Consider the following 25,003-nt stretch of genomic DNA (forward strand, 5'->3'; position numbering starts at 1 on the left):
GGGTGAGCCTACTTCTCGGCCGGGAGGCCGCTCTGCGGCGGTCCGACGGCGACGGCTTGCCCGGTGCGTAGCGACTCCACGCCGGCGGCCGCGGCCTCGGTGGCGCGGTGGCCGTCGAGCATGCTCGCCCCCGACGCGGTCCCGGCCGAGGCGGCGGCGGCCCAGTCGGCCAGCTCGGCGCGGTAGGCGTCGGTGAAGCGGTCGAGGAAGCCGTCGGTCACCGGGCCGTCGGCGACGGCGGTGGCGCCGGTGCCGGCCAGCTCGCAGCGCACCTCGTAGCCGTAGCGGGCGTTGACGAACACCTCGGTGGTGACCAGGACGCCCGAGCGCATCCGCAGCAGCCCCACCTGGGGGTCGCGGAAACCCTCGGCGAGGGGCGAGCGGATCTCGACGGACTCGATCTCGTCGTCGAGCAGCCAGCGCACCTGGTCGAGCTCGTGGATCATCGAGCCGGTCACCAGCGTCTCGTCGCTGGTGCTGGTGGCCGACGAGGCGTTGCGGTGCACGCAGTGCAGCACCCGGGGCTCCCCCAGCTCACCGGCACGCAGCCGCTCGCGCAGGGCCACCAGCGCGGGGTCGTAACGACGCATGAAGCCGACCTGCACGAGCCGTCGGTCGCCCTCGAGGGCCACCAGCGCGGCCGACTCCTCCGGTGTCGGCGCCAGCGGCTTCTCGCACAGCGCCGGCCGGCCCGCCTCGAGGCAGAGCCGCACCAGGTCGGCGTGCGTGGGGTCGGGCGAGGCGATGACGACGGCGTCGACCCCGGCCACCAGCTCCTCGGCACCGGCGGCGACGTCGGCCCCGACCTGGGCGGCCAGCGCCGCGGCCCGCTCGGTGGAGAAGTCGTGGACGGCCGCGACGACCGCGTCGGGCACCGAGGCGTGGAGCATCGCGGCGTGGCCGGCGCCCATCGCGCCGGCGCCGACGATGCCGACCCTCAGCACGGCGTCCAGCCCCGGGTCGAGACGGAGGTGGCCATGGCCTGGGCCAGGCGGGCGGCGCGGACGGCGTCGTGGATGGTGGCTCCCTCGGGCTGGTCGGCGGCGATCGACCGGGCGAGCCGGTGGGCCTCGATCACCTTGAGGTCGTCGTAGCCCAGCGCGATGCCGCCGGCGGGCTGGAAGGCGGCGGTCTCGCCGTGGTTGCGGTCGACGTAGACGGTGCGGTACGCAGCGTCCTGCGGGTCCTGGTCGAGGCAGACCCGCAGCTCGCCCATCCGGCGGAAGTCCCACTCCAAGGCACCGGCGCTGCCGTGCACGCTGAAGCCGTAGGTGCACTGCTCGCCGACCGCGGTGCGGCTCGCGGCGAGGGTGCCGCGGGCACCGGAGGCGAAACGCAGCAGCGCGCCGACGTAGTCCTCGTTCTCCACCCGGCCACGCTCCCCGTCGCCGCCGCGGGCGAAGTGGGAGCCGGCGCCGGCGACCAGCGGGCGCTCGGTGATGAAGCGGCCCTCGTCGGCGACCAGCTCGGCGACCTCGCCGGCCAGGTGGCAGGCCAGGTCGGCGGCGTGGCTGACCAGGTCGCCCAGCACGCCGCTGCCGGCGTGCTCGTCGATGAACCGCCACGACAGCCCGCCGTCGGGGTGAGCGGCGTAGTCGGCCAGGAAGCGCACCTCGACGGTCTGCACCTGGCCCAGCCGGCCGCCGCGCACCAGCTCGCGCGCCCACTCCACGGCAGGAGCGTTGCGGTAGTTGAACCCGGCCGCGGATTGCACGCCGGCCGTCTCGACGGCGTCGGCGATCGCCTGGGTCTCGGCCAGCCGGCGACCGGCCGGCTTCTCGATCCACAGGTGGCGCCCGGACTCGGCGACCGCCACGCCGACCTCGTGGTGCAGCGCGTTGGGCCCGGCCATGGAGACGACGTCGAGGTCGTCGCGGGCCAGCAGCTCGCGCCAGTCCTCGTAGGTCGCGACGTCGGCGTAGGTGGCGAGCGCCAGGTCGCGGGCCTGGGCGCTGGGATCGGCGACCGCGACCAGCTCGGGGCGAAACGGCGCGTCCGGGTAGTGCTGACGCAGCCGCGACCAGGCGCGGGCGTGCACCTGCCCCATCCAGCCGTACCCGACGACCGCGACGCGCAGTGGGCTCACGTGTCGAGCACCTTCACGTCCTGCGACATCGTCTGCGCGACCTCGGAGTCCTGGCCCAGCTCGGCGGTCAGCTCGTGGCTGAGCGCCTCGAGCTCGGCCCCGCCGGCCATCATCGCGGTGAGCTCGTCGAGCGTGAGGTCGGACTTGGGGAAGTCGCCCATCGACCGGCCGCGGCGCAGCAGCATGAAGCGGTCGCCCACCGGGTAGGCGTGGTGCGGGTTGTGGGTGATGAACACGACGCCGAGCCCGCGCTCGCGAGCGCGCGCAATGTACTTCAGCACCACGCCGGACTGCTTGACGCCCAGCGCCGCGGTGGGCTCGTCGAGGATGAGCACGCGGGCCCCGAAGTACACCGCGCGGGCGATGGCGACGCACTGCCGCTCGCCGCCCGAGAGCGTGCCGATGGGCTGGTCGACGTCGCGCAGGTCGATGCCCATCGCGGCGAGCTCGGTGCTGGTGGTGCGCTTCATCGTCTCGCGGTCCAGCCGGCGCAACGGGCCCCAGCCCTTCGTCGGCTCCTGGCCGAGGAAGAAGTTGCGCCAGACCGGCATCAGCGGCACGACGGCCAGGTCCTGGTAGACGGTGGCGATGCCCAGCGCCTGGGCGTCGCGCGGGCTGGTGAAGTGCCGCGGCTCGCCGTCGACGACCAGCTCCCCGTCGGAGTGCGGGTGCGCGCCGGCCAGGATCTTGATGAAGGTCGACTTGCCCGCGCCGTTGTCGCCGAGGACGCAGGTGACCTCGCCGGCGTGGACCGACGTCGTGACGCCGGAGAGCGCGATGACGTTGCCGTAGCGCTTGCCGATGTCGCGGACCTCGATCAACGTCTCGCTCATCGCGCCAGCTCCGCCCGCTTGCGGACCCACTCGTTGAGCAGCACGGCCAGCAGCAGCATCACGCCGAGGAAGGCCTTGAGCCAGTTGTTGTCCCAGCCGGCGTAGACGATGCCCTGGTTGGTCATGCCGTAGATCAGCGCTCCCAGCGCCGCGCCGACCGCTGAGCCGTAGCCGCCGGTGAGCAGGCAGCCGCCGACGACGGCGCAGATGATGTAGATGAACTCCTGACCGATGCCGGTGTTGCTCTGCACGGTGGAGGTGGTGAACAGCAGCAGCATCCCCACCAGCCAGCCGGCGCCGGCGGTGGTGCAGAACAGGGCGATCTTGGTGCGCGCGACCGGCACGCCCACCTGCCGCGAGGACGTCTGGGCGCCCCCGACGGCGAAGATCCAGTTGCCCGCGCGGGTGCGCAGCAGCACCCAGGTGGCCACGGCGGTCACCACGATCCACCACAGCACCGAGACGTACAGCGAGCCGCCGTTGACGTCGAGGGCCGAGCCGAAGACGGCGTGCGGCTGGTCGTACTGCGGCACCAGCGACATGCCCTGGATGGCGACGTCGCCGGTGATGGCCTTGGTGAGCGCGACGTCGACACCCTGCAGCACGAAGAAGGTGCCGAGGGTGACGATGAAGCTGGGCAGCCCGGTACGGATCACCATGACGCCGTTGGCCACGCCCAACGCCAGCGCGAGCAGCAGCGAGATGAGGATGGCCAGCCAGATCGGCAGTCCCCAGTGGGTGGTCATGACGCCGACCGCCAGCCCGGTGAAGCCGGTCATCGCGCCGGCGGAGAGGTCGAACTCGCCGCCGATCATCAGCATCGCCACGGCCACCGCCATGATGCCGATCGTCGAGGCCGAGCGCAGCCACGTGCTGGCGCCGTTGGCGGTGGCGAAGACCTCGGTCTGGACGGCGAAGAAGACGAAGACGGCCACCGCCGCGACGAGCGCGCCGACCTCGGGGCGTCGCAGCACCCGGGTCAGCGTGCTCTGGCGCGAAACCCGCTCGTCGGCGGCGGTCGCCTGGGTCGCAGCGGTCACCGCGTGCCTTGCTTGGCGAACTTCTCGACCTGGGCGGCGTTGTCCTTGGTGATGAACGCCGGGCCGGAGTAGACGGGCTGGCCACCACCGATGTCGTTGCCGTTGATGTCCTTCAGGTAGAGCGCGGTGACGCCGAGGTAGCCCTGCACGTACGGCTGCTGGTCGACGGCGAAGATGATCGAGCCGGACTCGATGTCCTTGATGACGTCGTCGGAGAGGTCGAACGTGGCCACCTTGGCCTTGCTGTTCGCCTGCTGGACCGCGCTGACCGCGTCGATGGCGTACTGGCCGCCGAGGGTGAGCACCCCGTCGATGGTCTTGTCGGCCTGCAGCTTGGAGGTGATGGTCGACTGCACGGCGTTGTCGTCGGTGCCGTCGACCTGCAGGTTGGTCATCTTGGCGCCGAAGGACTTGGCCGCGGCGGAGCAGCGCTGCTCCAGGCCGACGTTGCCGGACTCGTGGATGACGCAGATGACGTTGGTGAGCCCGGCCTGCTTGAGCCGGTCGCCGGCCGCCGCACCCGCGATGTCCTCGGACTGGCCGATGTGGGTGATGGCGCCGAACTGCTTCCACTGGTCGATGCCGGAGTTGATGGTGACGACCGGGATCCCGGCGGCCACCGCCTTCTCGACGCTGGACTTCAAGCCGTCGGGGTTGGCCATGGAGACCACGATGCCGTCGACCTTGTCGGCCACGGCGGAGTCGATGAGCTGGGACTGCTTGGCCACGTCGGCGTCGGAGGAGTAGGAGATCTTCACCCCGTAGTCCTTGCCGGCCCGCTCGGCGCCGGACTTCACGCGATCCCAGAACGCGTCGCCCGCGGCGCCGTGGGTGATGACGGCGTACTTCAGGTTCAGCGACGTCGCGTCCTTCGCGCCGCTGGGCTGGCCGGTGCCGCCGCAGGCGGCTGTGACGAGGGCGACGACGGCGAGCACCGCCACCCACAGCATCGTCTTGGCGTGACTGTTCTTCATGGGCGTCTCCTTCGACGGCTCCTCCGACGGCGATGCCGCCACAGTGTGGTCCGCGCCACACCTTGTGTCAATCATTTGTTAGGACATGAGGACATGAGCGACGACGGCTCGTATGCTGCGGCGCTATGCGTATCACGGTGGACCGGCTCAGCCCGGTACCGCTCTACTTCCAGGTGGCCGAGCAGCTGGAGCAGGCCATCGCCGACGGCACGCTCGGCGCCGGTGAGCGCATTGCCAACGAGATCGCCCTGGCCGCCGATCTGGGGCTCTCGCGACCGACGATGCGCCAGGCGATCCAGGTGCTGGTCGACAAGGGCCTGCTGGTGCGCAAGCGCGGCGTCGGCACCCAGGTGGTCAGCGGCCGGGTGCACCGGCCGCTGGAGCTGACCAGCCTCTACGACGACCTCAGCCACGCCGGCCAGGAGCAGACCACGCAGGTGCTGGCCCTGGAGCGGCGCGCGCCCTCCGACGACGTCGCCGCCGAGCTGGGCCTGCCCGAGGACGCCGAGGTGTGGTTCCTCGAGCGGCTGCGGTCGGTGGCCGGCGAGCCGCTGGCGCACATGCGCAACCACATCCCCTGCTCGGTGATCGACCTCGCCGGCGCCGACCTCGAGCACGACGGCCTCTACCGGCTGCTGCGCGCCTCCGGGGTCGTGATGCGGGTCGCCCGGCAGCGGATCTCCGCACGTCGCGCCGACCCGGCCGAGGCCAGAATGCTGGAGGAGAAGCGCGGCGCCCCGCTGCTGACGATGGAGCGGATCGCCTACGACGACGCCGGGCGGGCGGTCGAGTACGGCGTTCATGCCTACCGGCCGGACCGGTACGCGTTCGAGTCGACGTTGGTGGATCGGTAGGGGCTGCGGGGGCCGGGGGGGTTTTGCCGGGCACCCGGCAAAACTCTTCACAACTGCCGCATACCGCCCGCCGTTTCCCGGGGTTTTGCCGGGCACCCGGCAAAACCCCCGGCCAACGCTTGTCCGCATGTCCTGACAAAATATTGACGCCGCCGACCCCCGGACGTAGCGTCGCGCCCGTGGTCGACGTGCTTACCTTCGGACGCAGCGGGGTGGATGTGTACCCGCTGCAGACCGGGGTCGGGCTGGAGGACGTGACGTCGTTCGGCAAGTTCCTCGGCGGCACCACGGCCAACGTCGCGGTGGCCGCGGCCCGACAGGGGTGCAGCGCCGCCACGATCACCGGCGTGGGCGACGACCCGTTCGGGCGCTACGTGCGCCGCGAGCTGGTGCGGCTCGGGGTGGCCGACGACTTCGTGGTGACCAACCACGAGTTCCCGACCCCCGTCACGTTCTGTGAGATCTTCCCGCCCGACGACTTCCCGCTGTACTTCTACCGCTGGCCCACCGCACCCGACCTCGAGGTCACTCCCGACGACGTGCCGCTTGCGGCGGTCCGCGAGGCCGGGGTGTTCTGGGTCTCGGTGAGCGGGCTGAGCAAGGAGCCGAGCCGCGCGGCACACCACGCCGCGCTGGAGGCGCGCGGCCGGCGGTCGCACACCGTCCTCGACCTGGACTGGCGGCCGATGTTCTGGGCCTCGGAGGCCGAGGCGACCGCCCAGGTGCAGCAGGTGCTGGGCTCGGTCACCGTCGCCGTGGGCAACCTCGAGGAGTGCCGGGTCGCGGTCGGCGAGAGCGACCCCGAGCGCGCGGCCGACGCGCTGCTCGAGGCGGGCGTCGAGCTGGCGGTGGTCAAGCAGGGGCCGCGCGGTGTGCTGGCCAAGACGCACGAGGAGCGCGTGGTGGCCGAGCCGGTGCCGGTCGAGGTGGTCAACGGCCTCGGCGCCGGCGACGCCTTCGGCGGCACGCTGGCCGCCGGGCTCGTGGCCGGCCGGCCGCTAGCGCAGGTGATCGCCGACGCGAACGTCGCCGGCGCCATCGTCGCGGGCCGGCTGGAGTGCTCCACCGCCATGCCCACCACCGCCGAGATCGCGGCCGCGCGATGACCGGCTTCGCCCGCGACCTGGCCGAGGTCGCCGAGATCCGCGCCCGCCACCCCGAGCGGATCGCCGAGCTGCTGGCCGCCCGCACGCGCCGCCCGCTGCTGGGTGACGACGGCCGGCTGATGCTCGTCGCCTGCGACCACCCCGCCCGGGCGGCGCTCGGCGTGCGCGGCGTCGCCGACGCCATGGCCAGCCGCTCCGACCTGCTGGCACGGCTACGGACGGCGCTGGCGCGGCCCGGCGTCGACGGGCTGCTGGCCACGGCCGACGTCGTGGAGGACCTGCTGCTCCTCGGCGCGCTGGAGGACAAGGTCGTCGTCGGGTCGATGAACCGCGGCGGGCTGTCCGGTGCCGTCTTCGAGCTCGACGACCGGATGACCGGCTACGACGTCGCCGGCATCCGCGACGCCGGTCTCGACGGCGGCAAGATGCTCACCCGCATCGACCCCGACGACCCCGGCACCGTGCGCACCCTCGAGGCCTGCGGCCGCGCGGTCAGCGACCTGGCCCGCGAGTCGCTGCTGGCCATGGTCGAGCCGTTCTGGTGCCACCGCACCGGCGGCCGGGTGGTCAACCAGCTCGACGCCGAGGCTGTCATCCGCTCGGTGCACGTCGCCCAGGGCCTGGGCGCCACCAGCGCCCGCACCTGGCTCAAGCTGCCCGTCGTCGAGGAGATGGAGCGCGTCATGGACGCCACGACCCTGCCGACGCTCATCCTCGGCGGCGACCCGTCGGGCCGGCCCGACACCACCTACGCCGAGTGGGCGAAGGCGCTCGCGCTGCCCTCGGTCCGCGGCCTGGTCGTGGGCCGGGCCCTGCTCTTCCCGCCCGACGACGACGTCGCCGCCGCGGTCGACACCGCCGTCTCGCTGGTGCGCTCGTGAGCAGCCCGTGGGTGCTGCCGGCCGGCAGCGGATCGGGGCCGTTCGACGTCGAGGTGAGCCCCGAGACCGCTCCGGAAGGATGGGCCCACACCAGCCTGCACGTGCTCACCCTCGCGGCCGGCGCGAGCGTCACGATGCCGGCGGGCCCCGACGAGCGGCTCGTGGTGCCGCTCACCGGTGCGGTGCGGGTGGAGGTCGGCGACGAGGGGTTCGACCTGGCCGGCCGCACCGACGTCTTCGCCGGCGCCACCGACACCCTCTACTCCCCCACCGCCACCGCGCTCACCCTGGTCAGCGACGCGGGCGCCCGGGTGGCGGTCTGCGGCGCCCGCACCGACGTCGTCCGCGCGCCCCGCCTGCTGGCGGCCGCCGACGTGCCGGTGGAGCAGCGCGGCGCCGGGCGCTCGAGCCGGCTGGTGCGCAACTTCGGCACCACCGACGTGCTCGACGCGGGCGCGCTGATCGCCTGCGAGGTGCTGACGCCGGGCGGCAACTGGTCGAGCTACCCCGCGCACAAGCACGACACCGCCGGGCCGGAGGAGTCGGTGCTGGAGGAGATCTACTACTTCGAGGTGGCCGGCCCGCACGGCTTCGGCTTCCACCGCACCACCAGCTCCGAGGCCGGCGAGATCGACGTGCTGGCCGAGGTGCGCCACGGCGACACCGCGCTGGTCCCGCACGGCTGGCACGGCCCCTGCGCCGCCGCCCCCGGGCACGACCTGTACTACCTCAACGTGATGGCCGGCCCCGGCGAGCGGGCCTGGCTGATCAGCGACCACCCCGACCAGGCCTGGATCCGCGAGACCTGGCGCGACGAGGACGTCGACCCGCGGTTGGAGAGCTTCCGATGATCCGACTCACCGTGGCCCAGGCCACCACCCGCTTCCTGGCCCAGCAGTGGTCCGAGCGCGACGGCGAGCGGCAGCGACTCGTGGCCGGGGTGCTCGGCATCTTCGGGCACGGCAACGTCGCCGGGCTCGGCCAGGCCCTGCTGGCCGACGAGCTGGAGCGGCCCGGCGAGCTGCCGTACGTGCTCGGCCGCAACGAGCAGGCGATGGTGCACACCGCGGTCGGCTACGCCCGGATGAAGGACCGGCTGTCCACCTACGCCGTGTCGACCAGCGTCGGCCCGGGTGCCACCAACATGGTCACCGGCGCCGCGCTGGCCACGGTCAACCGGCTGCCGGTGCTGCTGCTGCCGGCCGACACCTTCGCCGACCGCAGCGCCGCTCCGCTGCTGCAGGAGCTCGAGGTGCCGTGGGCCGGCGACGTCAGCGTCAACGACGCCTTCCGGCCGGTCTCGGCGTACTTCGACCGCGTCATGCGCCCCGAGCAGCTGCCGGCCGCGCTGCTGGGGGCGATGCGGGTGCTCACCGACCCGGCCGCCACCGGCGCCGTCACCGTCTGCTTCCCCCAGGACGTGCAGGCCCAGGCCCACGACTGGCCCGAGGAGCTGTTCGAGCCGCGCACCTGGCACGTCGCCCGGCCGCTGCCCGAGCCCATGCTGCTGCAGCGCGCGGTCGAGATGATCCGAGCGGCCGAGCGGCCGATGGTGGTGGCCGGCGGCGGGGTGGCCTACTCCGGCGCCGAGGCCGCGCTGGCGGCGTTCTGCGAGGCCACCGGCATCCCGGTCGGGCAGACCCAGGCCGGCAAGGGCTCCCTGGTCTTCGACCACCCGCAGTGCCTGGGAGCCGTCGGCGCCACCGGCACCACCGCGGCCAACGCGGTGGCACGCGAGGCCGACCTGGTGATCGGCGTCGGCACCCGGTTCACCGACTTCACCACCGCCAGCCGCACCGTCTTCGCCGATCCCGACGTCGGCTTCGTCAACCTCAACGTCGCCCGGCTCGACGCGGTCAAGCACAGCGCGCTGCCGCTGCTCGCCGACGCCCGCGAGGGCCTCGACGCGCTCACCAAGGCCCTCGCCGGGTACCGCGTCGACGACGCCTACGTCGAGCACTACCGCGACCTCGACGTCGCCTGGCAGGCCCAGGTCGACGCCACCTACCACCGCGCACCAGGCGCCGCGCTCACCCAGGGCGAGGTGCTCGGCACCGTCAACGACCTGGCCGACGCGCGCGACGTCGTGGTCTGCGCTGCCGGCTCGATGCCCGGCGACCTGCACAAGCTCTGGCAGGTGCGCGACCCGAAGGGCTACCACGTCGAGTACGGCTACTCCTGCATGGGCTACGAGGTGGCCGGCGGGCTCGGCGTGAAGCTGGCCGCGCCCGACCGCGACGTGTTCGTCCTCGTCGGCGACGGCTCCTACCTGATGATGGCCACCGAGCTGGTCACCGCGGTGCAGGAGGGCCTGAAGCTGATCGTGGTGCTGGTGCAGAACCACGGCTTCGCCTCCATCGGGGCGCTCTCGGAGTCGCTGGGCTCGCAGCGCTTCGGCACCCGCTACCGCTACCGCAGCGACGACGGGCGTCTGGACGGCGACCCGCTGCCGGTCGACCTGGCCGCCAACGCCGCCAGCCTCGGCATCCGCGTGGTCCGTGCGCACGACGCCGCCGAGCTGGCCGACGCCGTCCACGCGGCCAAGGCGGCACCCGGCACCACGGTCATCCACGTCGAGACCGACCCGCTGGCGGGCTCGCCGGACTCCGAGGCGTGGTGGGACGTGCCGGTCAGCGAGACCTCGACCCTGGAGTCCACCCGCGCCGCCCGCGCCACCTACAAGCAGCACAAGGCCGCCCAGCGGCCCTACCTGAAAGGCCCCACGACATGACGATCACCATCGGCTCAGCCCCCGACTCCTGGGGCGTCTGGTTCGCCGACGACCCCGTGCAGACCCCGGCCGACCGGTTCCTCGACGAGGTGGCCGCCGCCGGCTACGAGTGGATCGAGCTCGGCCCGTACGGGTACCTGCCCAGCGACCCCGACGAGCTGCTGGCCGCGCTGGACAAGCGCAGCCTCAAGGTCTCGGCCGGCACCGTGTTCTCAGCGCTGCACCGCCCCGACTCCTGGGACGACGTGTGGCGCCAGGTCACCGACGTCGCCGCGCTCACCCGGGCGGCCGGCGGCGAGCACATCGTGGTGATCCCCGACCTCTACCGCGACCACAAGACCGGCGAGAACCTCGAGCCCGGCACGCTCACCGACGAGCAGTGGACCAAGCTCACCCGCGACACCGAGGAGCTGGGCCGCCGCATCCTCGACGAGTACGGCCTGCACCTGCAGTTCCACTCCCACGCCGACAGCCACGTGGGCCGGATGGCGGAGATCGAGCGGTTCCTCGAGGCCACCGACCCGGCCTACGTGAACCTGTGCCTGGACACCGGGCACGTCGCCTACTACGGCGGCGACAACCTGGGCCTCATCGAGCGCCACCCCGACCGGATCGGCTACCTGCACCTCAAGCAGGTCGACCCCACGATCGTGGCGCAGGTCGAGGCCGAGGACCTGGTGTTCCCCGAGGCGGTGCGTCGCGGCGTCATGTGCGAGCCGCCGAGCGGTGTGCCCGACCTGGGCGCGGTGCTCGACGCCGTCGGGCGCCTGGACCGCGACCTCTACGCGATCGTCGAGCAGGACATGTACCCCTGCCCGCCCGACCAGCCGCTGCCGATCGCGCGCCGCACCCACTCCTACCTGGCCGGCTGCAGCGGGGCGTCGGTCTCGTTGGGACAGCAGACCCGCTAGCTGGAGACACCGGGAGCGGCGTGCCGCAGCAGGTAGCCCTCCTTGGAGTTCGAGATGTGGCGCGTCATCAGCCGCGCGGCCTCGCCCGCGCGCCCGGCGAGCACCGCGTCGGCGATGGTGCGGTGCTCGGTCCAGGAGTGGCCGCCGCGCACGTCGACGTCCATGGCGTAGAGCCACTGGATCTTCGCCGAGACCTGGCGCAGCAGCGCGGTGAGGCTGTGGTTGCCGCACAGCTCGGCGATGCCCAGGTGGAAGGCGGTGTTCAGCGGCGGCAGGTCGTCGCGCCGGCCCGCGTCGAGCAGCCGCTCGCCCTCCTCCACGAGGTGGCACAGTCCGGTGCGCAGACCCTCGACCTCATCGTCGCCGCGCTTGAACCGCAGCGCCGCGCGGCGGGCGGTGATGGACTCGATGCTGGTGCGCACGGCGAACAGGTCCTCGGCGTCGTCGGCGCTCAGGTGCGCCACCCGCACGCCGGCGTAGGCGCGCGAGACGACGAAGCCCTCGGCCTCCAGCTGCTTGAGCGCCTCGCGCACCGGCACCCGCGAGACGCCGTAGGCCTGGCACAGCTGCTGCTCGACCAGACGGTCGCCGGGCTGGTGCGTGCCGGCGACGATCTCCTCGCGCAGGCGCAGCACGACGTCGTCGGCCAGCCGGCTCACGAGACCAGACCCGCTCCGGGGATCGCCGCGAGCAGCTCGCGGGTGTAGCCGGCCTCGGGGGCGTCGAAGACGGCCTCGACCGGGCCCGACTCCACCACCGTGCCCTGCTGCATCACCACGACGTCGTGGGCCACCAGCCGTACCACCGCGAGGTCGTGGGTGATGAACAGGTAGGTCAGACCCAGGTCGCGCTGCAGGTCGCCCAGCAGCGTGAGGATCTGGTCCTGCACGAGCACGTCGAGCGCCGAGACCGCCTCGTCGCACACCATCAGCCGTGGCTCCAGCGCCAGTGCCCGTGCAATGGCGACGCGCTGCCGCTGGCCGCCGGAGAGCTCGGTGGGGTGCCGCTGCGCCACGCTGCGCGGCAGCGCGACGTGGTCGAGCAGCTCGGCCACGCGGGAGCGCCGCGAGGCCCGGTCGCCGACCTTGAAGACCCGCAGCGGCTCGTCGACGAGGTGCTCGACGGTGAACATCGGGTCGAGCGAGGCGTAGGGGTCCTGGAAGACCGGCTGCATCGCCCGCCGGATGGCGCGCCGTCGGGCCCCGGTGGCGGTGGCCACGTGCTCGCTGTCGACGCGCACCTCGCCCGCGTCGGGGGTGTCGAGCCCGAGCACGAGCCGGGCCAGGGTCGTCTTGCCCGAGCCGGACTCCCCCACCACCGCCGTGGTGGTGCCGGGCCGGACCTCGAACGAGACGTGATCCACCGCCGTCAGCCGCTCGCTGCGCCCACGGATGCGGAAGCTGCGCACCAGGTCGTCGACGACCAGGATCGGCTCGGACCCGCTCCCGGCGGGGGCCGCATCCGGCGTCGCCGCCGCCTCGCGCGCGGCTCGCGCCGAGGCCAGCGACGGCGCGGCCGCCACCAGCGCCTTCGTGTACTCGTGCTGCGGCTCGCGCAGGATCCGGGCCGCCGGTCCCTCCTCGACGATCCGCCCCTGCGACATCACCACCACGCGGTCGGCGCGGTCGGCGGCCAGGCCCAGGTCGTGGGTCACGAACAGCAGCGACGCCCCCCGCTCGGCCCGCAGCCTCTCGAGGTGGTCGAGGATGCCGCGCTGCACCGTGACGTCGAGCGCCGAGGTGGGCTCGTCGGCGATGAGCAGGTCGGGCTCGCAGGCCAGCGCGATCGCGATGAGCACGCGCTGCCGCAGCCCGCCCGACAGCTCGTGCGGGTACTGCCGGTAGCGGCGCTCGGGCTCGGGGATGCCGGCCTCGCCGAGCAGCTCGACGGCGCGCTTTCGGGCCGCCGAGCGCCCCGCGAGCCGGTGCGCCAGCAGCGTCTCGGCCACCTGGTGACCCACCCGGGTGGCCGGGTTGAGGTTCGACATCGGGTCCTGCGGGATGAGGCCGATCTCGCGGCCGCGCAGCCGCTGCAGCCGCTTCTCGTCGGCGTGGGTGACGTCCTCGCCGGCGAAGCTCACCCGACCGCCCGAGACCGTGCCGGTGCCGGGCAGCAGCCCGATCACGGCGGCGGCGGTCGTCGACTTCCCCGAGCCGGACTCCCCCACCACCGCCACCCGCTCACCGCGCGCGACCCGCAGGTCGACGCCGTGCACGACCGGACGCAGCCCCTCGTGGGTGCGGAAGGAGACCTCCAGACCGGTGACGCTGAGCAGCGCCTCATCGTCCGACGGCATAGCCCTGGGCTCCTCTCGGGTTGGCGGCGGCCGACAGCAGGCCCGTCGCGGGGTCGCGCGAGACCGACGACAGCCGGCCCAGCGACCAGTCGCCCGCGCGGGTCACGACGTGCCCGCGGCGCTCCAGCCCGCCGATGACCTGCTCCCCCAGCCGGTCCTCCACCACCGCACCGCCCGGCGTCCAGTGCCGGGGCCAGAACGAGCCCGGCATCGAGGTGGTGTGCAGCGCCGGGGCGTCGACGGCCTGCTGCGGGGTGTAGCCACCGACGATCGTGCGCAGCAGGTAGAGCAGCTGCCACTGGTCCTGCTGGTCGCCTCCGGGCGTGCCCAGCGCGCTCACCGGCACCCCGTCGCGCAGCAGCAGCGTCGGGGTCAGCGTGGTGCGGGGACGGCGACCCGGGCGCAGTGCGGAGGGCGAGCTCTCCTCCAGCCAGGTCATCTGCAGCCGCGTGCCGAGGCAGAAGCCCAGCTCGGGCACCGTCGGGGACGACTGGAGCCAGCCACCCGACGGCGTCGCGGAGACCAGGTTGCCCCACCGGTCGACGACGTCGATGTGGCAGGTGTCGCCGCGGGTACGACCCGAGGCCTCGACGGTCGGCTCGCCGGTCCCGGCACCGGTCCCGGTGCTCTCGGCGTCGGTGCGCAGCGGCGGGCGGAAGGGCTCGGCGCCACCCACCTCACCGGGCCGGAACTCGTGCGAGGCCTCCTCGCCGATCAGCGAGCGCCGGGCCGCGGTGTACTCCTCGCCCAGCAGCACGTCGAGTGGCACCTCACCCCCACCGTCGCCGTAGTAGGCGTCGCGGTCGGCCAGCGCCAGCTTCAGGCTCTCCAGCACCCGGTGGGCGCCGGCCTCGGTGGCCGGGTCGACCTCGTCGGGGGCGAAGCCCTCGAGCAGGGCGAGGGCCTGCAGCAGCACCGGCCCCTGGCCCCACGGTCCGGTCTTGGCCACCGTCACGCCGTGGAAGTCGCGAGTCACGGCCGGCTCGTAAGAAGCGCTGAACGCCGCCATGTCGTGCGCGGTGAGCACGCCGGCGTGGTCGGTGCCCGAGGAGTGCCGGTGCGGGGTGCGCACGAAGGCGTCGACCGCCTGCGCCACGAAGCCCGTGCGCCACTCCTGTCGGGCGGCGTCGATGCGCTGCTCGCGGGAGCCGCCGCCGACGGCGGCCAGGCGCCGCAGCGTGGCGGCGTACGCCGGCAGCCGGATCACCTCGCCCGCGACCGGGGCACGGCCCTCGGGGTGCCACACCTCGACCGAGGTGGGCCAGTGGCCGGTGAAGAGCTCCTCGACCTGGGCGATGACCGACGCCAGCCGCGCGGAGGCCGGGTGGCCGTCCTCGGCGTAGGAGATCGCGTAGCCGAGCACGTCGGCCAGCTCCCACGTGCCGTGGTCGCGCAGCAGCATGAGCCAGGCGTCGACCGCGCCGGGCACGGCGGCGGCCAGCGCACCTGAACCGGGCACCAGGTCGAGCCCCTCGCCGCGGTAGTGCGCGATGGTCGCGGCCGCGGGGGCGGGGCCCTGGCCGACCAGCACCGTCGGCGTGGGGTCGGCCGCGGTGGAGAACAGCCCGGTGAGGTCGCCGCCGGCGCCGTTGAGGTGCGGCTCGACGACGTGCAGCACGAAGGCGCCGGCCACGGCGGCGTCGAAGGCGTTGCCGCCGCGTTCGAGCACCGACTGGGCGCTGGCGCTGGCCAGCCAGTGGGTGGAGGCGCACATCCCGAACCGGCCGCGCAGGGTCGGCCGCGTCGTGTGCTCGGGCGGCGTCACGAACAGGGCGTTCATCGCTGGGCGTTCGGGTCGAGGGCGTCGCGCAGTGCGTCGCCGAACAGGTTGAAGGCCAAGCAGATGACCGCGATGGTCACGCCGGGGAACACCGCGGCCGTCGGCGCTCGGAAGATGTACTGCTGGGCGTCGGCCAGCATGATGCCCAGGCTCGGCGTGGGCGGCTGGATGCCGAGCCCGAGGAAGGAGAGCAGTGCCTCGCCGATGACCGCCACCGGCATCACCACCGTGGCCTGCACGATGATCGCCGAGGCGGCGTTGGGCAGGATGTGCTGGGCCAGGATGCGTGGCCCGGAGGCGTCGAGGCTGCGCGCGGCGAGCACGAACTCCAGCTCCTTGTGGCGCAGCGTCTCGGCGCGGACCACGCGGATCATGGTGGGCACCTGGGCGATGCCGAGGGCGATGGCCGCGTTGGTGAGGCTGGCGCCGGTGATGGCGGCCAGCCCGACGGCGATGATGAGGAACGGGAACGCCAGCGTCAGGTCGGTCAGCCGCGAGACCACAGCGTCGCAGCCGCGCCAGTACCCGGCCACCAGGCCCAGCGGCGTGCCGACGACGACGGCCAGCAGCACCGAGAGCAGCCCCACCAGCAGCGAGGCGCGGGTGCCGTAGATCAGCCGGCTGAGGACGTCGCGACCCAGGTCGTCGGTGCCGAGCGCGTAGCCGACGGTGAAGGGCCGCTGAAAGGGGGCGTCGAAGTGCACGGTGGTGGGCGAGTACGGCGCGAGCAGCGGCGCGAAGATCGCGACGAGCACCACCACGAGCAGCAACCCGCCGCCCACGAGGCCCAGCGGGTTGCGCGCCAGCTGGCGCAGCACCCGGCCGCGCTCGCGGCCCAGGTCCACCGCGGCGGTGTCGGTGACGGCCTGGCTCATGAGGTCCTCCCTCCCACGCGGATGCGCGGGTTGATCAGTGAGTAGACGAGGTCGACCACGAGGTTGATGACGATGTAGGCCACCGTCACCACCAGCACGACGGCCTCGATGACCGGATAGTCGCGGGTGAACACCGAGTCGAGGGTGAGCTTGCCGAACCCGGGCAGCCCGAAGATCCGCTCGGTGACCACGGCGCCCGAGATCAGGCCGCCCAGCTGCAGGCCGACGATGGTGACCACCACGATCATCGAGTTGCGCAGCGCGAAGCCGGTCAGCACCTTCGAGCGCGGCAGCCCCTTGGCGCGGGCGGTGCGCACGTAGTCGGTGGTGAGGGTGGCGATCATCGAGGCCCGGGTCTGGCGCATCACCACGGCGGCCAGCGCCGTGCCGAGCACGGCCGCGGGCATCACCAGGTAGTAGATCCCCCGCAGCGGGTCGTCGGTGAGCGGCACGTAGCCCGAGGCGGGGAACCAGTGCAGGCCGACGGCCAGGTAGAGGATCGCGAGGATGCCGAGCCAGAAGCTGGGCACCGACAGCCCCACCAGGGCCGCCAGGTTGGCCACCCACTCCGGCCAGCGGCCGCGCCACACGGCCGCCGCCGTGCCGGCGCCGATGCCGACCACGACGGCGATGAGCACCGCGAACAGCGAGAGCCACAGCGTCACCGGCAAGGTGGCCTTGATGAGGTCGATCACCGGCTGCCCGGTGCGCACCGAGGTGCCCAGATCACCGTGCAGCAGGTTGCCCACGAACTTCAGGTACTGCACCGGCAGCGGGTCGTCGAGCCCGAGCCGGGCGCGGATGGCGGCGACGGCGGCTGGGTCGGCGTCCTCGCCGGCCAGCGCCCGCGCGGGGTCGCCGGGCAGCGCCCGGACGCCGGCGAAGACGACCATCGAGGCGAGCACCAAGGTGACCAGCGACTGCAGCAGCCGCACCAGCAGGTAACGGGCCATGGTCAGTGCGCTCCCTTCACGAAGGCCGCCGTGCCCAGCCGCACCACGCCGTCGGCGTAGGCGGAGATGCCGGTGACGTCGGTCGAGTACGCGGTGAGGTTGCGCTGGCGGTAGAGGTAGACGATCGGGTCGTCCTGCTGCACCGCCGTCACCGCCTGGCCATAGGTGGCGCCGCGCTGCACCGGGTCGGTCTGCTGCGCCGCCTGCGCCAGCAGCGCGTCGACCTCCTTGTTGCTGTAGCCCGCCACGTTGTTGCCCTGCTCGGTGGCCAGGAACGTGTAGAGGTTGCCGTGGGGGTCGATCCGGCCCGACCAGCCCAGCTGCAGCAGGTCGAAGTCGCCACGGTCCTGCTGGTCCAGCAGCGTGGAGTACTCGACCGCCTGGAGCCGCAGGTCGAAGCCGCCCTTCTTCACCATCGCCTGCAGCGCCTGCCCCAGCCGCAGCGTGTCCGGGGTGTTGGTGAGCGTCATCGTCAGCTTCAGCGGCGTACGCACCCCGGCCGCGCGCAGCAGCTGCCGAGCGCGCTTCGGGTCGTAGGCCGGGCAGTGGTTGCTGGCCGTGGTGGCGTACTCGGTGTCGGGCGCGACGCCCGAGCAGGCGGGCTCGGCCCAGTTGTTGAACACCGAGTTCACCAGCGCCGTGCGGTCCACCGAGAGCTCGAAGGCGCGTCGCACCCGGGCGTCGCGCGCCTCGGGGGTGTCGATCTTGCCCGGCGGCTTGCCCAGGCCGCGGGTGTTGCCGACGTTGAAGGTGACGCCCTGGTAGCCCAGCGAGCCGACCTGCAGCAGCCCGATGCCGGGCTCGCGCCGCAGCGCGTCGACGTCTTGAGCCGAGACGGTGTCGATCACCTGCACCTGACCCGAGCGCAGGTTCGCCGCCCGGATGTTGGCGTCGGTCATGATCCGGTAGGTGATGGTGTCGAGGTGGACGTCCTTGGCATCGTAGTAGCGCGGGTCGCGGCGCACGACGATCTCGGTCTGAGGCACGCGCTTGACGAAGCGGAAAGGGCCGACGCACGTGGGGTGGTTGCCGAAGTCGTCGCCGTACTTCTTCAGCGCGGCCGGCGACATGATCATGCCGGCGCGGTCGGCCAGCGCGGCGGTGATCGGCGCGAACGGCGTCTTGTAGTGCAGCACCACGGTGTGGTCGTCGGGAGTGTCGATGCTCTGCACCGGTCCCATCTCCGAGGCCCGCGCGGAGTCCTTCTTGGTCAGGTCGCGCTGCAGCGTCGTCTTGACGGCCGCGGCGTCGAACTTGGTGCCGTCGGCGAACTCGATCCCCTGGCGCAGCGGGATGGTGACCGTGAGCCCGCCGTCGCTCAGCGTGGGCAGCGCCGAGGCGAGCTGGGGCACCAGCTCGGTCTTGGCGTCGAGGTCGTAGAGCTTCTCGCAGATCGAGCTCATGACGTAGCGGGTGTAGAGCGAGCTGGACGTCGTGGGGTCGAGCACGTCGGGCTCCGCCGAGAGCCCCATCACCAGGTCGCCGCCCTGCTGCACCTGCCGGCCGCCGGACCCGACGCTGGTCCGGTCGGCGTGCTCGACCGCGGCCGGGCGCGGTTGGACGGCGTAGCAGGCGCCCATCAGCAGCAGGCCCAGCAGGCACAACGTCGTGCGGACGACGGGCAGCGTCGGTCGCAGTGTCACGGTGGTCCCCTCGAGATCGACTCCAGTGACGGTCGGATCGTATACAATCCGACGTCGTCGATCCTGCCCCGCCGACCGCCGAGCCGTCAACGACGTGGTCGATGACGTTCGTGTGACAGCGCCGTTCGTCTGTCAGCGTCGTTCGTGTAATGCCGTCGCCGGGCGCTACAGCTGCGAGGCGCGGGTCTCCAGCAGCCGGCGGGTCCGCCGGTCCTTGCGGCGTACCCGCGTGCGCCGGGCGCGGCGCGCGGCCGAGCGGGCCATGTCGGCCGCGCCGATGAAGCCGGCGTCGGGACCCAGCGCGGCGGCGTGGATGGGCGGCTCGGGCCGGTGGCCACGGCCGGTGAGGTGTCGCGCGAACGCGCGACGGGTCGGCTCGAGCAGCAGATCACCGGCGGCCGAGACGCCGCCGCCGACGATGATGCAGCTGGGGTCGAACGAGGCGGCCATGCCGGCCAGGCCGACGCCGAGCCACTCCCCCACGTCGGCGATGAGCTCCAGCGAGAGCGCGTCGCCCGCCCGTGCGGCCTCGGTGATCTGCGGTCCGCTCAACCGCGCCGGGTCGCCCTCGACCAGGTCGCGCAGGTGGTGGGCGACCGGTGAGTTCTGCGCGATCAGTTGCCGGGCCTCGCGCACCAGGGCGTTGCCGGAGGCGTACTGCTCCCAGCAGCCGCGGTTGCCGCACTCACACCGGTGGCCGTCGGGCACCACCTGCACGTGCCCGAACTCCCCGGCCATGCCGTTCGCGCCGCGGAAGACGCGGTTGTCCATCACCAGCGCGCCGCCGATGCCGGTGCCGAGCGTCACGCACAGCACGAAGCGGTGACCCACCCCGGCGCCGAACCGGCACTCGGCCAGGGCCGCGGCGTTGGCGTCGTTGTCGACCACGACCGGCACGCGCACCCGCGCCATCACCCGGTCGCGCAGCGGCTCGCGGCGCCAGTCCAGGTGCGGGGAGAACATGACGGTCGAGCGGGTGGCGTCGACGAAGCCGGCCGCCCCGATGCCCGCCGCCGCGATCTCGTGGTCCTCGGCGAACTCGCGGATCAGCTCGACGATGGTGTCCTCGACCGCTCTCACGTCGTGGCCCAGCGTCGCGCGGCGCTTGACCTCGACCACGTGGCCGAACTGGTCGACGACGCCGGCCAGCACCTTGGTGCCGCCGATGTCGATGCCGACGGTCAACGGGTCCCACCGGAGCAGCCTCGACCGCAGTGGTTCCTGTGTCACGTGGGCCACGCTAGCGATCCCTCTCGCCCGGTGTCGTCGGATCGTCGCCCTCGTCGATGGCCTTCCACAGCGCCCGGTTGCCGCCCTCGGGGTCGTCGGGGTCGGCGTCGGGGCGGGCGACGGCGCGAGGCGCGTCGCTCTGGGCGCTCGGTGCGTCGTAGCGGCGGCCCATCGTGGGCCAGGTGCCGACCACCCGCAGCGCGACGAGGGTGTCGATCAGGGCCACCACCGCCGCGGCCAGCGCCACCCAGTACCAGGCGGTGAACCCGGTGTGCAGCCGGGCGCCGGCCTTGGTCTGCGAGGCGAAGGCCGAGCGCACGTCGTCGGCCAGCCCGAAGCCGCCCAGCACGACGTCGACGAGCAGCCCCAGCGCCACCAGCACGACGACCACCGCCGCGACCCGGCGCACCGCGCCGCGGGTGACCAGGACGACGCCCCAGCCCACCAGCAGCACGTACGCCAGCGGCGCGGCCAGCGCCTCCTTGCCCAGGTCGGAGCCGACCAGGTCGATGCCGGCGTCACGACCCCCGACGGTCAGCGAGTGCGAGACCCACACCCGGGCGGCCGCGACCGCGAGCAGCACCGCCGAGGCGAGCCCGACCAGCACGACGGGGCCGAAGGTGCGGCGCCCCACCCGTGCGGATCCCTCGCGTCGCTGCTCGGCGGAGCGGACCGGGGAGGAGGCGTGTGGTGGGGTCACGAGAGGAGCCCGTCGTCGAAGCAGGTGCGGGTGCCGGTGTGGCACGCCGGGCCCTCCTGGTCGACGCTGACCAGCACGGCGTCGCCGTCGCAGTCGAGGCGGACCTCCTTGACGTGCTGGCGGTGGCCGGAGGTCTCGCCCTTGACCCAGTACTCCTGCCGCGAGCGGCTCCAGAACGTGCCGCGACCGGTGGTGAGCGTGCGGTGCAGCGCCTCGTCGTCCATCCAGCCGAGCATGAGGACCTCGCCGGTGTCGTGCTGCTGCACGATCGCGGCCACCAGGCCGGCCTCGTTGCGCTTGAGGCGCGCGGCGATCGCGGGGTCGAGACCGGAGACGGGTGCCGTGGTCATGGCTCCAGTGTCCCCGGTGCGGGGGCCGGCGCCGACCCTTGGGCCACCCACGAGGCGTGCAGCCGGCCGTAGACGCCGCCCTGGGCGACCAGGGCCGCGTGCGGCCCGCGCTGGACCACGCGGCCGGCGTCGAAGACGATCACCTCGTCGGCGTTCTCGGCCGTGGTGAGCCGGTGGGCGATGGTCACCGACGTCCGCCCCGCCATCAGCCGCTCCAGGGCCCGGCCGATGCGCACCTCGAGCTCGGGGTCGACGGCGCTGGTGGCCTCGTCGAGCACCAGCAGGTCGGGGTCGGCCAGGTGGGCGCGCACCAGCGCCACCAGCTGCCGCTCCCCCGCGCTCAGCGACTCGCCCCGCTGCCCGACCCGGGTCTGCAGCCCCTCGGGCAGCCCCTCGAGCCAGTCGGCCAGGCCGAGGTCGGTCACGGCGCGCCGCACGTCGTCGGCGATGGCGCCGAGCCGGCCGTACTGGGCGTTGGCCAGCAACGTGGAGTCGAAGAGGAACCCCTCCTGCGGCACCATCACCACCCGCCGCCGCAGCGCGTCGAAGCCGACGCTGCGCACGTCGACCCCGCCCAGGCGCACCGTGCCGGAGCCGGCGTCCATCAACCGGGTGAGCAGCTTGGCGAAGGTGGTCTTGCCCGAGCCGGTCTCGCCCACCACGGCCACGCGGGTGCCGGGGTCGATGTGCTCGGTGACCTCGCGCAGCACCGGCGGGCCGCCGGGGTAGGCGAACCCCACGTCGTCGAAGTCGACGGCCAGCGCACCGGCGGGCAGGTCGACGCCCACGGGTCCGGGGTCGGCAAGGTCGGCCGGGGTGTCGAGGATGCCGATGGTGCGCCGCCAGCCGGCGATGGCGTTCTGGGCGTCGGTGAGCACCTGCGTGCCGGTCTGCACCGGGCCGACGAACAGGCTGACCAGGAACGCGAAGGCCAGCACCTGTCCGGAGGTGATGTGGTCGCCGAACCCGAGCCAGATGCCGATCACCACGACGCCGGCGTTGGCCAGCCCCGAGGAGATGCCGCCGAGGGAGAACGAGACCGCCGTCAGCCCCTGGGCCCGGGTCGAGGCCAGCTGGTAGGCGTCGATGGACTCATCGATCCGGGCCTGGGTGCGCGACTCGATGGCGTGGGTGCGCACCACCGCCGCGCCCACCACCGGCTCGCTGATCGCCGCCAGCATCAGGCCGACCTGGCGGCGCACCACGCCGTACGCCGCGGAGAGCCGGCGCTGGAAGTACCGCAGGCTCGAGATCAGCGGCAGGAAGCTCACCCACACCCAGACCGTGAGCTGCCAGGAGTAGAACAGCATCACCACGGTGGCGACGATGACCTGCAGCACGCTGACCAGCGCCAGGATGCCGCCGAAGACCAGGAACTGGGAGACCTGGTCGACGTCGCTGGTGACGCGGGAAACCATCGCGCCGCGGCGCTCGGTGTTCTGGGTGAGCACCGGCAGCTCGTGCACGTGGCGGAAGGCCTTCGTGCGCAGCGTGGCCAGCCCGGTCTCGGCGGTGCGGAAGAGCCGGAAGGTCATCAGGTACGACGACACCCCGGTGACCAGGATGGCCACCGCGGCCACCACCGCCATCCGCCCGGTGAACCCCAGGTCGATGCCGCCGGCCCCGTTGAGACCCTTGTCGAGCGTCTGCTGCACCGCGATCGGCACCACGACGCGTCCGACGGTGCCCAGCACCGCCAGCGCGAGGGTGCCCTTGAGCCCGTCGCCCAGCTCGGGTGAGAAGTGCAGGCCGCGGCGCAGGGTGGCGAGCGCGCCGATCTCCTCGCCGGTGGCGACGGTGGTCATGACGCGGGCACCTCCTCGGCGTCGTAGGCGTTGACCAGCCGGGCGTAGGCCGGGTTGCGGGCCAGCAGCTCGGCGTGGGTGCCGCGGTCGGCGATCGTGCCGTCGGCGAGGAAGACCACCTCGTCGGCCAGCGCGATGGTGGCCTTGCGGTAGGCGACCAGCACCATGGTCACGGCGTCGTCGTCGGCGCTCTCGCGCATGGCGGCCAGGATGCGCTGCTCGACCTCGGGGTCGACCGCGGAGGTGGCGTCGTCGAGCACCAGCAGCCGCGGCCGGCGCACCAGCGCGCGGGCCAGCGAGAGCCGCTGCCGCTGACCGCCCGACAGCGTGGTGCCGCGCTCGCCGAGACGGCTGTCGAGGCCGTGCGGCAGGGCGGCGACGAAGCCGTCGGCCTGGGCGGTGCGCAGGGCCGCCCAGACGGCGTCGTCGGGCACGTCGGCGCCGAGGGTGACGTTGCCGCGCACGGTGTCGTCGAAGAGGAACGTGCCCTGCGGCACCAGCGCGGCCTGCTCGGCCAGCGCGCCGTGGGCGAGGTCGCGCAGGTCGGTGCCGTCGACGGTGATGGCGCCGGCGTCGGGATCGACCAGCCGCATCAGCAGCGACGCGAGCGTGCTCTTGCCGCTGGCGGTGGCGCCGACCAGGGCCACGGTGCGCCCCGGCTCGACCACCAGGTCGAGGTCCTCCAGCAGCCGCTGACCGGGCGTGTGGGAGTAGGAGAGGTGGTCCACGGCCAGCCGCACACCGTGCCGCGGCGACGTGAGGTGCTGCCCGCCGTAGCTGGTCTCGAGCTCCTCGTCGAGCACCCGGTGCACCCGCTCGTAGCCGACGACGCTGCGCGGGAACTCCCCCACCAGCCAGCCGATGCTGCGGATCGGGAAGGAGACGATGGTGAGCAGGTAGGCGACCGTGACGACGTCGCCGGCGTCGGCGGCACCGCCGCGCACCCGCAGTACGCCGACGCCGAGCACGACGAGGATGCCCAGGTTGGGCAGGCCCTCCAGCAGCGGGTCGAACGCAGCCCGGATCCGGCCGGCGCGGATGCCCAGGTCGCGCAGCTGGCGCGCCTTCGCGCCGAAACGTTCGGTCTCCTGCGCCTCGCGGCCCAGCGTCTTGACCACGAGCGCCCCGTCGAAGGACTCGTGCGCGATCTCGCTCAGCTCCGCGCGCAGCGCCTGGATCCGGGTGACCAGCGGTGAGGAGAGCCGCTGGTAGGCGACGTTGGCCACGATGACCAGGGGGAACACGCAACACCCGACGACCGCCATCACCAGGTCGGTGACCAGCATCTGCACCACCGCGAAGACCATCATCGCGATGGTGCCGACCGCCATCGGCAGCGGCGCGATCGGCGACCACGCGGCCTCGACGTCGGAGTTGGCGTTGGAGAGCAGCTGTCCGGTGGGGTGGCGCTGGTGCCACTCCATCGGCAGCGCCAGGTACTGCCGGGTGACCTCGCGCCGGTAGGCCGCCTGCATCCGGTACTGCATGACGCCCGCCCCCAGCCGCCGCGCCACGATGCCGACCGCCCGCAGCAGCGCGACGCCCAGGAACAGCGCCGCCACCGCCACCAGCACGCCGCTGCCGACCCGCCCCTCGCGGAACGCCGGTACGATCGCGTGGTCCGTGGCCCACCCGAGCACCCAGGCGTCGGCCACCGTCAAGGCGCCGAACAGCACGCTGCCCAGCGCCGAGAGCGTGAAGATCCCCGGCTCGCGCCGGATCGCCACCCCGAGCACCCGCAGCCCGTCGCGCAGCGTCCCGGTGCGTGCGGAGGCGAGGTTGTCGGTCACGGGTCCCCAACCTAAAGGGGGGCGCCGACCATTCCCGCGGCCGGTGACCCTCAGGGCCCCTGGTTGTCCGTTCACCACGGTGCCTTGGTGAACGGACGGTTCCCATGACGAACTCACCGCGGGAACCGTCCGTCCATCGTGGGAAGCGAAGGGACCGAGCGAGCT

The 25,003-nt window shown here is 73.1% G+C and carries 22 protein-coding genes; 6 read left to right on the forward strand and 16 right to left on the reverse strand.

Annotated features, from left to right (window positions below; translation table 11 throughout):
* Positions 1-8 precede the first annotated feature (8 nt).
* Genes D9V37_RS06300 through D9V37_RS06320 form a run of 5 tightly spaced genes read right to left on the reverse strand, consistent with a single transcriptional unit; the run spans position 9 to position 4,933 of the window.
* Positions 9-944 (reverse strand): Gfo/Idh/MocA family protein, encoded by a 936-nt coding sequence (locus D9V37_RS06300; protein ID WP_198412417.1) that lies wholly within the window; start codon positions 942-944, stop codon positions 9-11.
* Positions 938-2,086 (reverse strand): Gfo/Idh/MocA family protein, encoded by a 1,149-nt coding sequence (locus tag D9V37_RS06305; RefSeq protein ID WP_232524783.1) that lies wholly within the window; start codon positions 2,084-2,086, stop codon positions 938-940. Before D9V37_RS06305 ends, D9V37_RS06300 begins: the two co-directional genes overlap by 7 nt.
* Positions 2,083-2,919, reverse strand: a complete 837-nt coding sequence (locus D9V37_RS06310) for an ATP-binding cassette domain-containing protein (RefSeq protein WP_121805301.1) — start codon at positions 2,917-2,919, stop codon at positions 2,083-2,085. Before D9V37_RS06310 ends, D9V37_RS06305 begins: the two co-directional genes overlap by 4 nt.
* Positions 2,916-3,959 carry an ABC transporter permease gene (locus D9V37_RS06315; protein WP_121805302.1) on the reverse strand — a complete coding sequence of 348 codons (1,044 nt, stop codon included), beginning with the start codon at positions 3,957-3,959 and terminating at the stop codon, positions 2,916-2,918. The genes D9V37_RS06310 and D9V37_RS06315 overlap by 4 nt, the downstream gene beginning before the upstream one ends.
* A complete protein-coding gene (locus D9V37_RS06320; RefSeq protein WP_121805303.1) occupies positions 3,956-4,933 on the reverse strand; it encodes a sugar ABC transporter substrate-binding protein in 978 nt (325 codons plus the stop codon). The genes D9V37_RS06315 and D9V37_RS06320 overlap by 4 nt, the downstream gene beginning before the upstream one ends.
* A 125-nt stretch (positions 4,934-5,058) precedes the next feature.
* On the opposite strand from D9V37_RS06320, the gene D9V37_RS06325 reads away from it, so the two are divergent.
* The 6 genes from D9V37_RS06325 (at position 5,059) to D9V37_RS06350 (ending at position 11,416) form a co-directional block, all read left to right on the forward strand.
* Positions 5,059-5,787: a GntR family transcriptional regulator gene (locus tag D9V37_RS06325; RefSeq protein WP_121805304.1), complete on the forward strand. Its 729-nt coding sequence runs from the start codon at positions 5,059-5,061 to the stop codon at positions 5,785-5,787.
* A 179-nt stretch (positions 5,788-5,966) separates the two neighbouring features.
* A complete protein-coding gene (gene iolC, locus D9V37_RS06330; RefSeq protein ID WP_198412418.1) occupies positions 5,967-6,893 on the forward strand; it encodes a 5-dehydro-2-deoxygluconokinase in 927 nt (308 codons plus the stop codon).
* Complete coding sequence (locus D9V37_RS06335) at positions 6,890-7,774, forward strand: Cgl0159 family (beta/alpha)8-fold protein (RefSeq protein ID WP_121805306.1); 885 nt, start codon at positions 6,890-6,892, stop codon at positions 7,772-7,774. Before iolC ends, D9V37_RS06335 begins: the two co-directional genes overlap by 4 nt.
* A complete protein-coding gene (gene iolB, locus D9V37_RS06340; protein ID WP_121805307.1) occupies positions 7,771-8,625 on the forward strand; it encodes a 5-deoxy-glucuronate isomerase in 855 nt (284 codons plus the stop codon). Before D9V37_RS06335 ends, iolB begins: the two co-directional genes overlap by 4 nt.
* Positions 8,622-10,505: a 3D-(3,5/4)-trihydroxycyclohexane-1,2-dione acylhydrolase (decyclizing) gene (gene iolD / locus D9V37_RS06345; RefSeq protein ID WP_121805308.1), complete on the forward strand. Its 1,884-nt coding sequence runs from the start codon at positions 8,622-8,624 to the stop codon at positions 10,503-10,505. Before iolB ends, iolD begins: the two co-directional genes overlap by 4 nt.
* Positions 10,502-11,416 (forward strand): sugar phosphate isomerase/epimerase family protein, encoded by a 915-nt coding sequence (locus D9V37_RS06350; RefSeq protein ID WP_121805309.1) that lies wholly within the window; start codon positions 10,502-10,504, stop codon positions 11,414-11,416. The genes iolD and D9V37_RS06350 overlap by 4 nt, the downstream gene beginning before the upstream one ends.
* On the opposite strand, the gene D9V37_RS06355 is transcribed toward D9V37_RS06350, so the two are convergent.
* The 11 genes from D9V37_RS06355 to D9V37_RS06405 form a co-directional block, all read right to left on the reverse strand.
* Positions 11,413-12,075 carry a GntR family transcriptional regulator gene (locus tag D9V37_RS06355; protein ID WP_198412419.1) on the reverse strand — a complete coding sequence of 221 codons (663 nt, stop codon included), beginning with the start codon at positions 12,073-12,075 and terminating at the stop codon, positions 11,413-11,415. The genes D9V37_RS06350 and D9V37_RS06355 overlap by 4 nt on opposite strands.
* Positions 12,072-13,712, reverse strand: coding sequence for a dipeptide ABC transporter ATP-binding protein (locus tag D9V37_RS06360; protein ID WP_121805310.1), 1,641 nt, complete (start codon positions 13,710-13,712; stop codon positions 12,072-12,074). Before D9V37_RS06360 ends, D9V37_RS06355 begins: the two co-directional genes overlap by 4 nt.
* Positions 13,696-15,492: a gamma-glutamyltransferase family protein gene (locus D9V37_RS06365; protein WP_121805311.1), complete on the reverse strand. Its 1,797-nt coding sequence runs from the start codon at positions 15,490-15,492 to the stop codon at positions 13,696-13,698. The genes D9V37_RS06360 and D9V37_RS06365 overlap by 17 nt, the downstream gene beginning before the upstream one ends.
* Entirely contained in the window at positions 15,489-16,367 is an 879-nt protein-coding gene (locus D9V37_RS06370) for an ABC transporter permease (RefSeq protein WP_121805312.1), read from the reverse strand. The genes D9V37_RS06365 and D9V37_RS06370 overlap by 4 nt, the downstream gene beginning before the upstream one ends.
* Positions 16,364-17,320, reverse strand: a complete 957-nt coding sequence (locus D9V37_RS06375; protein ID WP_121805313.1) for an ABC transporter permease — start codon at positions 17,318-17,320, stop codon at positions 16,364-16,366. The genes D9V37_RS06370 and D9V37_RS06375 overlap by 4 nt, the downstream gene beginning before the upstream one ends.
* Positions 17,321-17,322: 2 nt before the next feature.
* Positions 17,323-18,963, reverse strand: coding sequence for an ABC transporter substrate-binding protein (locus D9V37_RS06380; protein ID WP_232524784.1), 1,641 nt, complete (start codon positions 18,961-18,963; stop codon positions 17,323-17,325).
* 165 nt (positions 18,964-19,128) lie between these two features.
* The gene (locus D9V37_RS06385) at positions 19,129-20,193 is read right to left on the reverse strand and encodes an ROK family glucokinase (protein ID WP_232524785.1); all 1,065 of its coding nucleotides are present in this window, start codon (positions 20,191-20,193) and stop codon (positions 19,129-19,131) included.
* A gap of 10 nt (positions 20,194-20,203) precedes the next feature.
* Positions 20,204-20,893, reverse strand: coding sequence for a Trp biosynthesis-associated membrane protein (locus tag D9V37_RS06390; RefSeq protein ID WP_158604391.1), 690 nt, complete (start codon positions 20,891-20,893; stop codon positions 20,204-20,206).
* The gene (gene hisI / locus D9V37_RS06395) at positions 20,890-21,243 is read right to left on the reverse strand and encodes a phosphoribosyl-AMP cyclohydrolase (RefSeq protein ID WP_121805316.1); all 354 of its coding nucleotides are present in this window, start codon (positions 21,241-21,243) and stop codon (positions 20,890-20,892) included. The genes D9V37_RS06390 and hisI overlap by 4 nt, the downstream gene beginning before the upstream one ends.
* Positions 21,240-23,048: an ABC transporter ATP-binding protein gene (locus tag D9V37_RS06400; RefSeq protein ID WP_121805317.1), complete on the reverse strand. Its 1,809-nt coding sequence runs from the start codon at positions 23,046-23,048 to the stop codon at positions 21,240-21,242. The genes hisI and D9V37_RS06400 overlap by 4 nt, the downstream gene beginning before the upstream one ends.
* Positions 23,045-24,838, reverse strand: coding sequence for an ABC transporter ATP-binding protein (locus D9V37_RS06405; protein WP_121805318.1), 1,794 nt, complete (start codon positions 24,836-24,838; stop codon positions 23,045-23,047). The genes D9V37_RS06400 and D9V37_RS06405 overlap by 4 nt, the downstream gene beginning before the upstream one ends.
* Positions 24,839-25,003 lie beyond the last annotated feature (165 nt).

Source organism: Nocardioides mangrovicus (genome assembly GCF_003674065.1).
In the GTDB taxonomy this organism is placed as follows: domain Bacteria; phylum Actinomycetota; class Actinomycetes; order Propionibacteriales; family Nocardioidaceae; genus Marmoricola; species Marmoricola mangrovicus.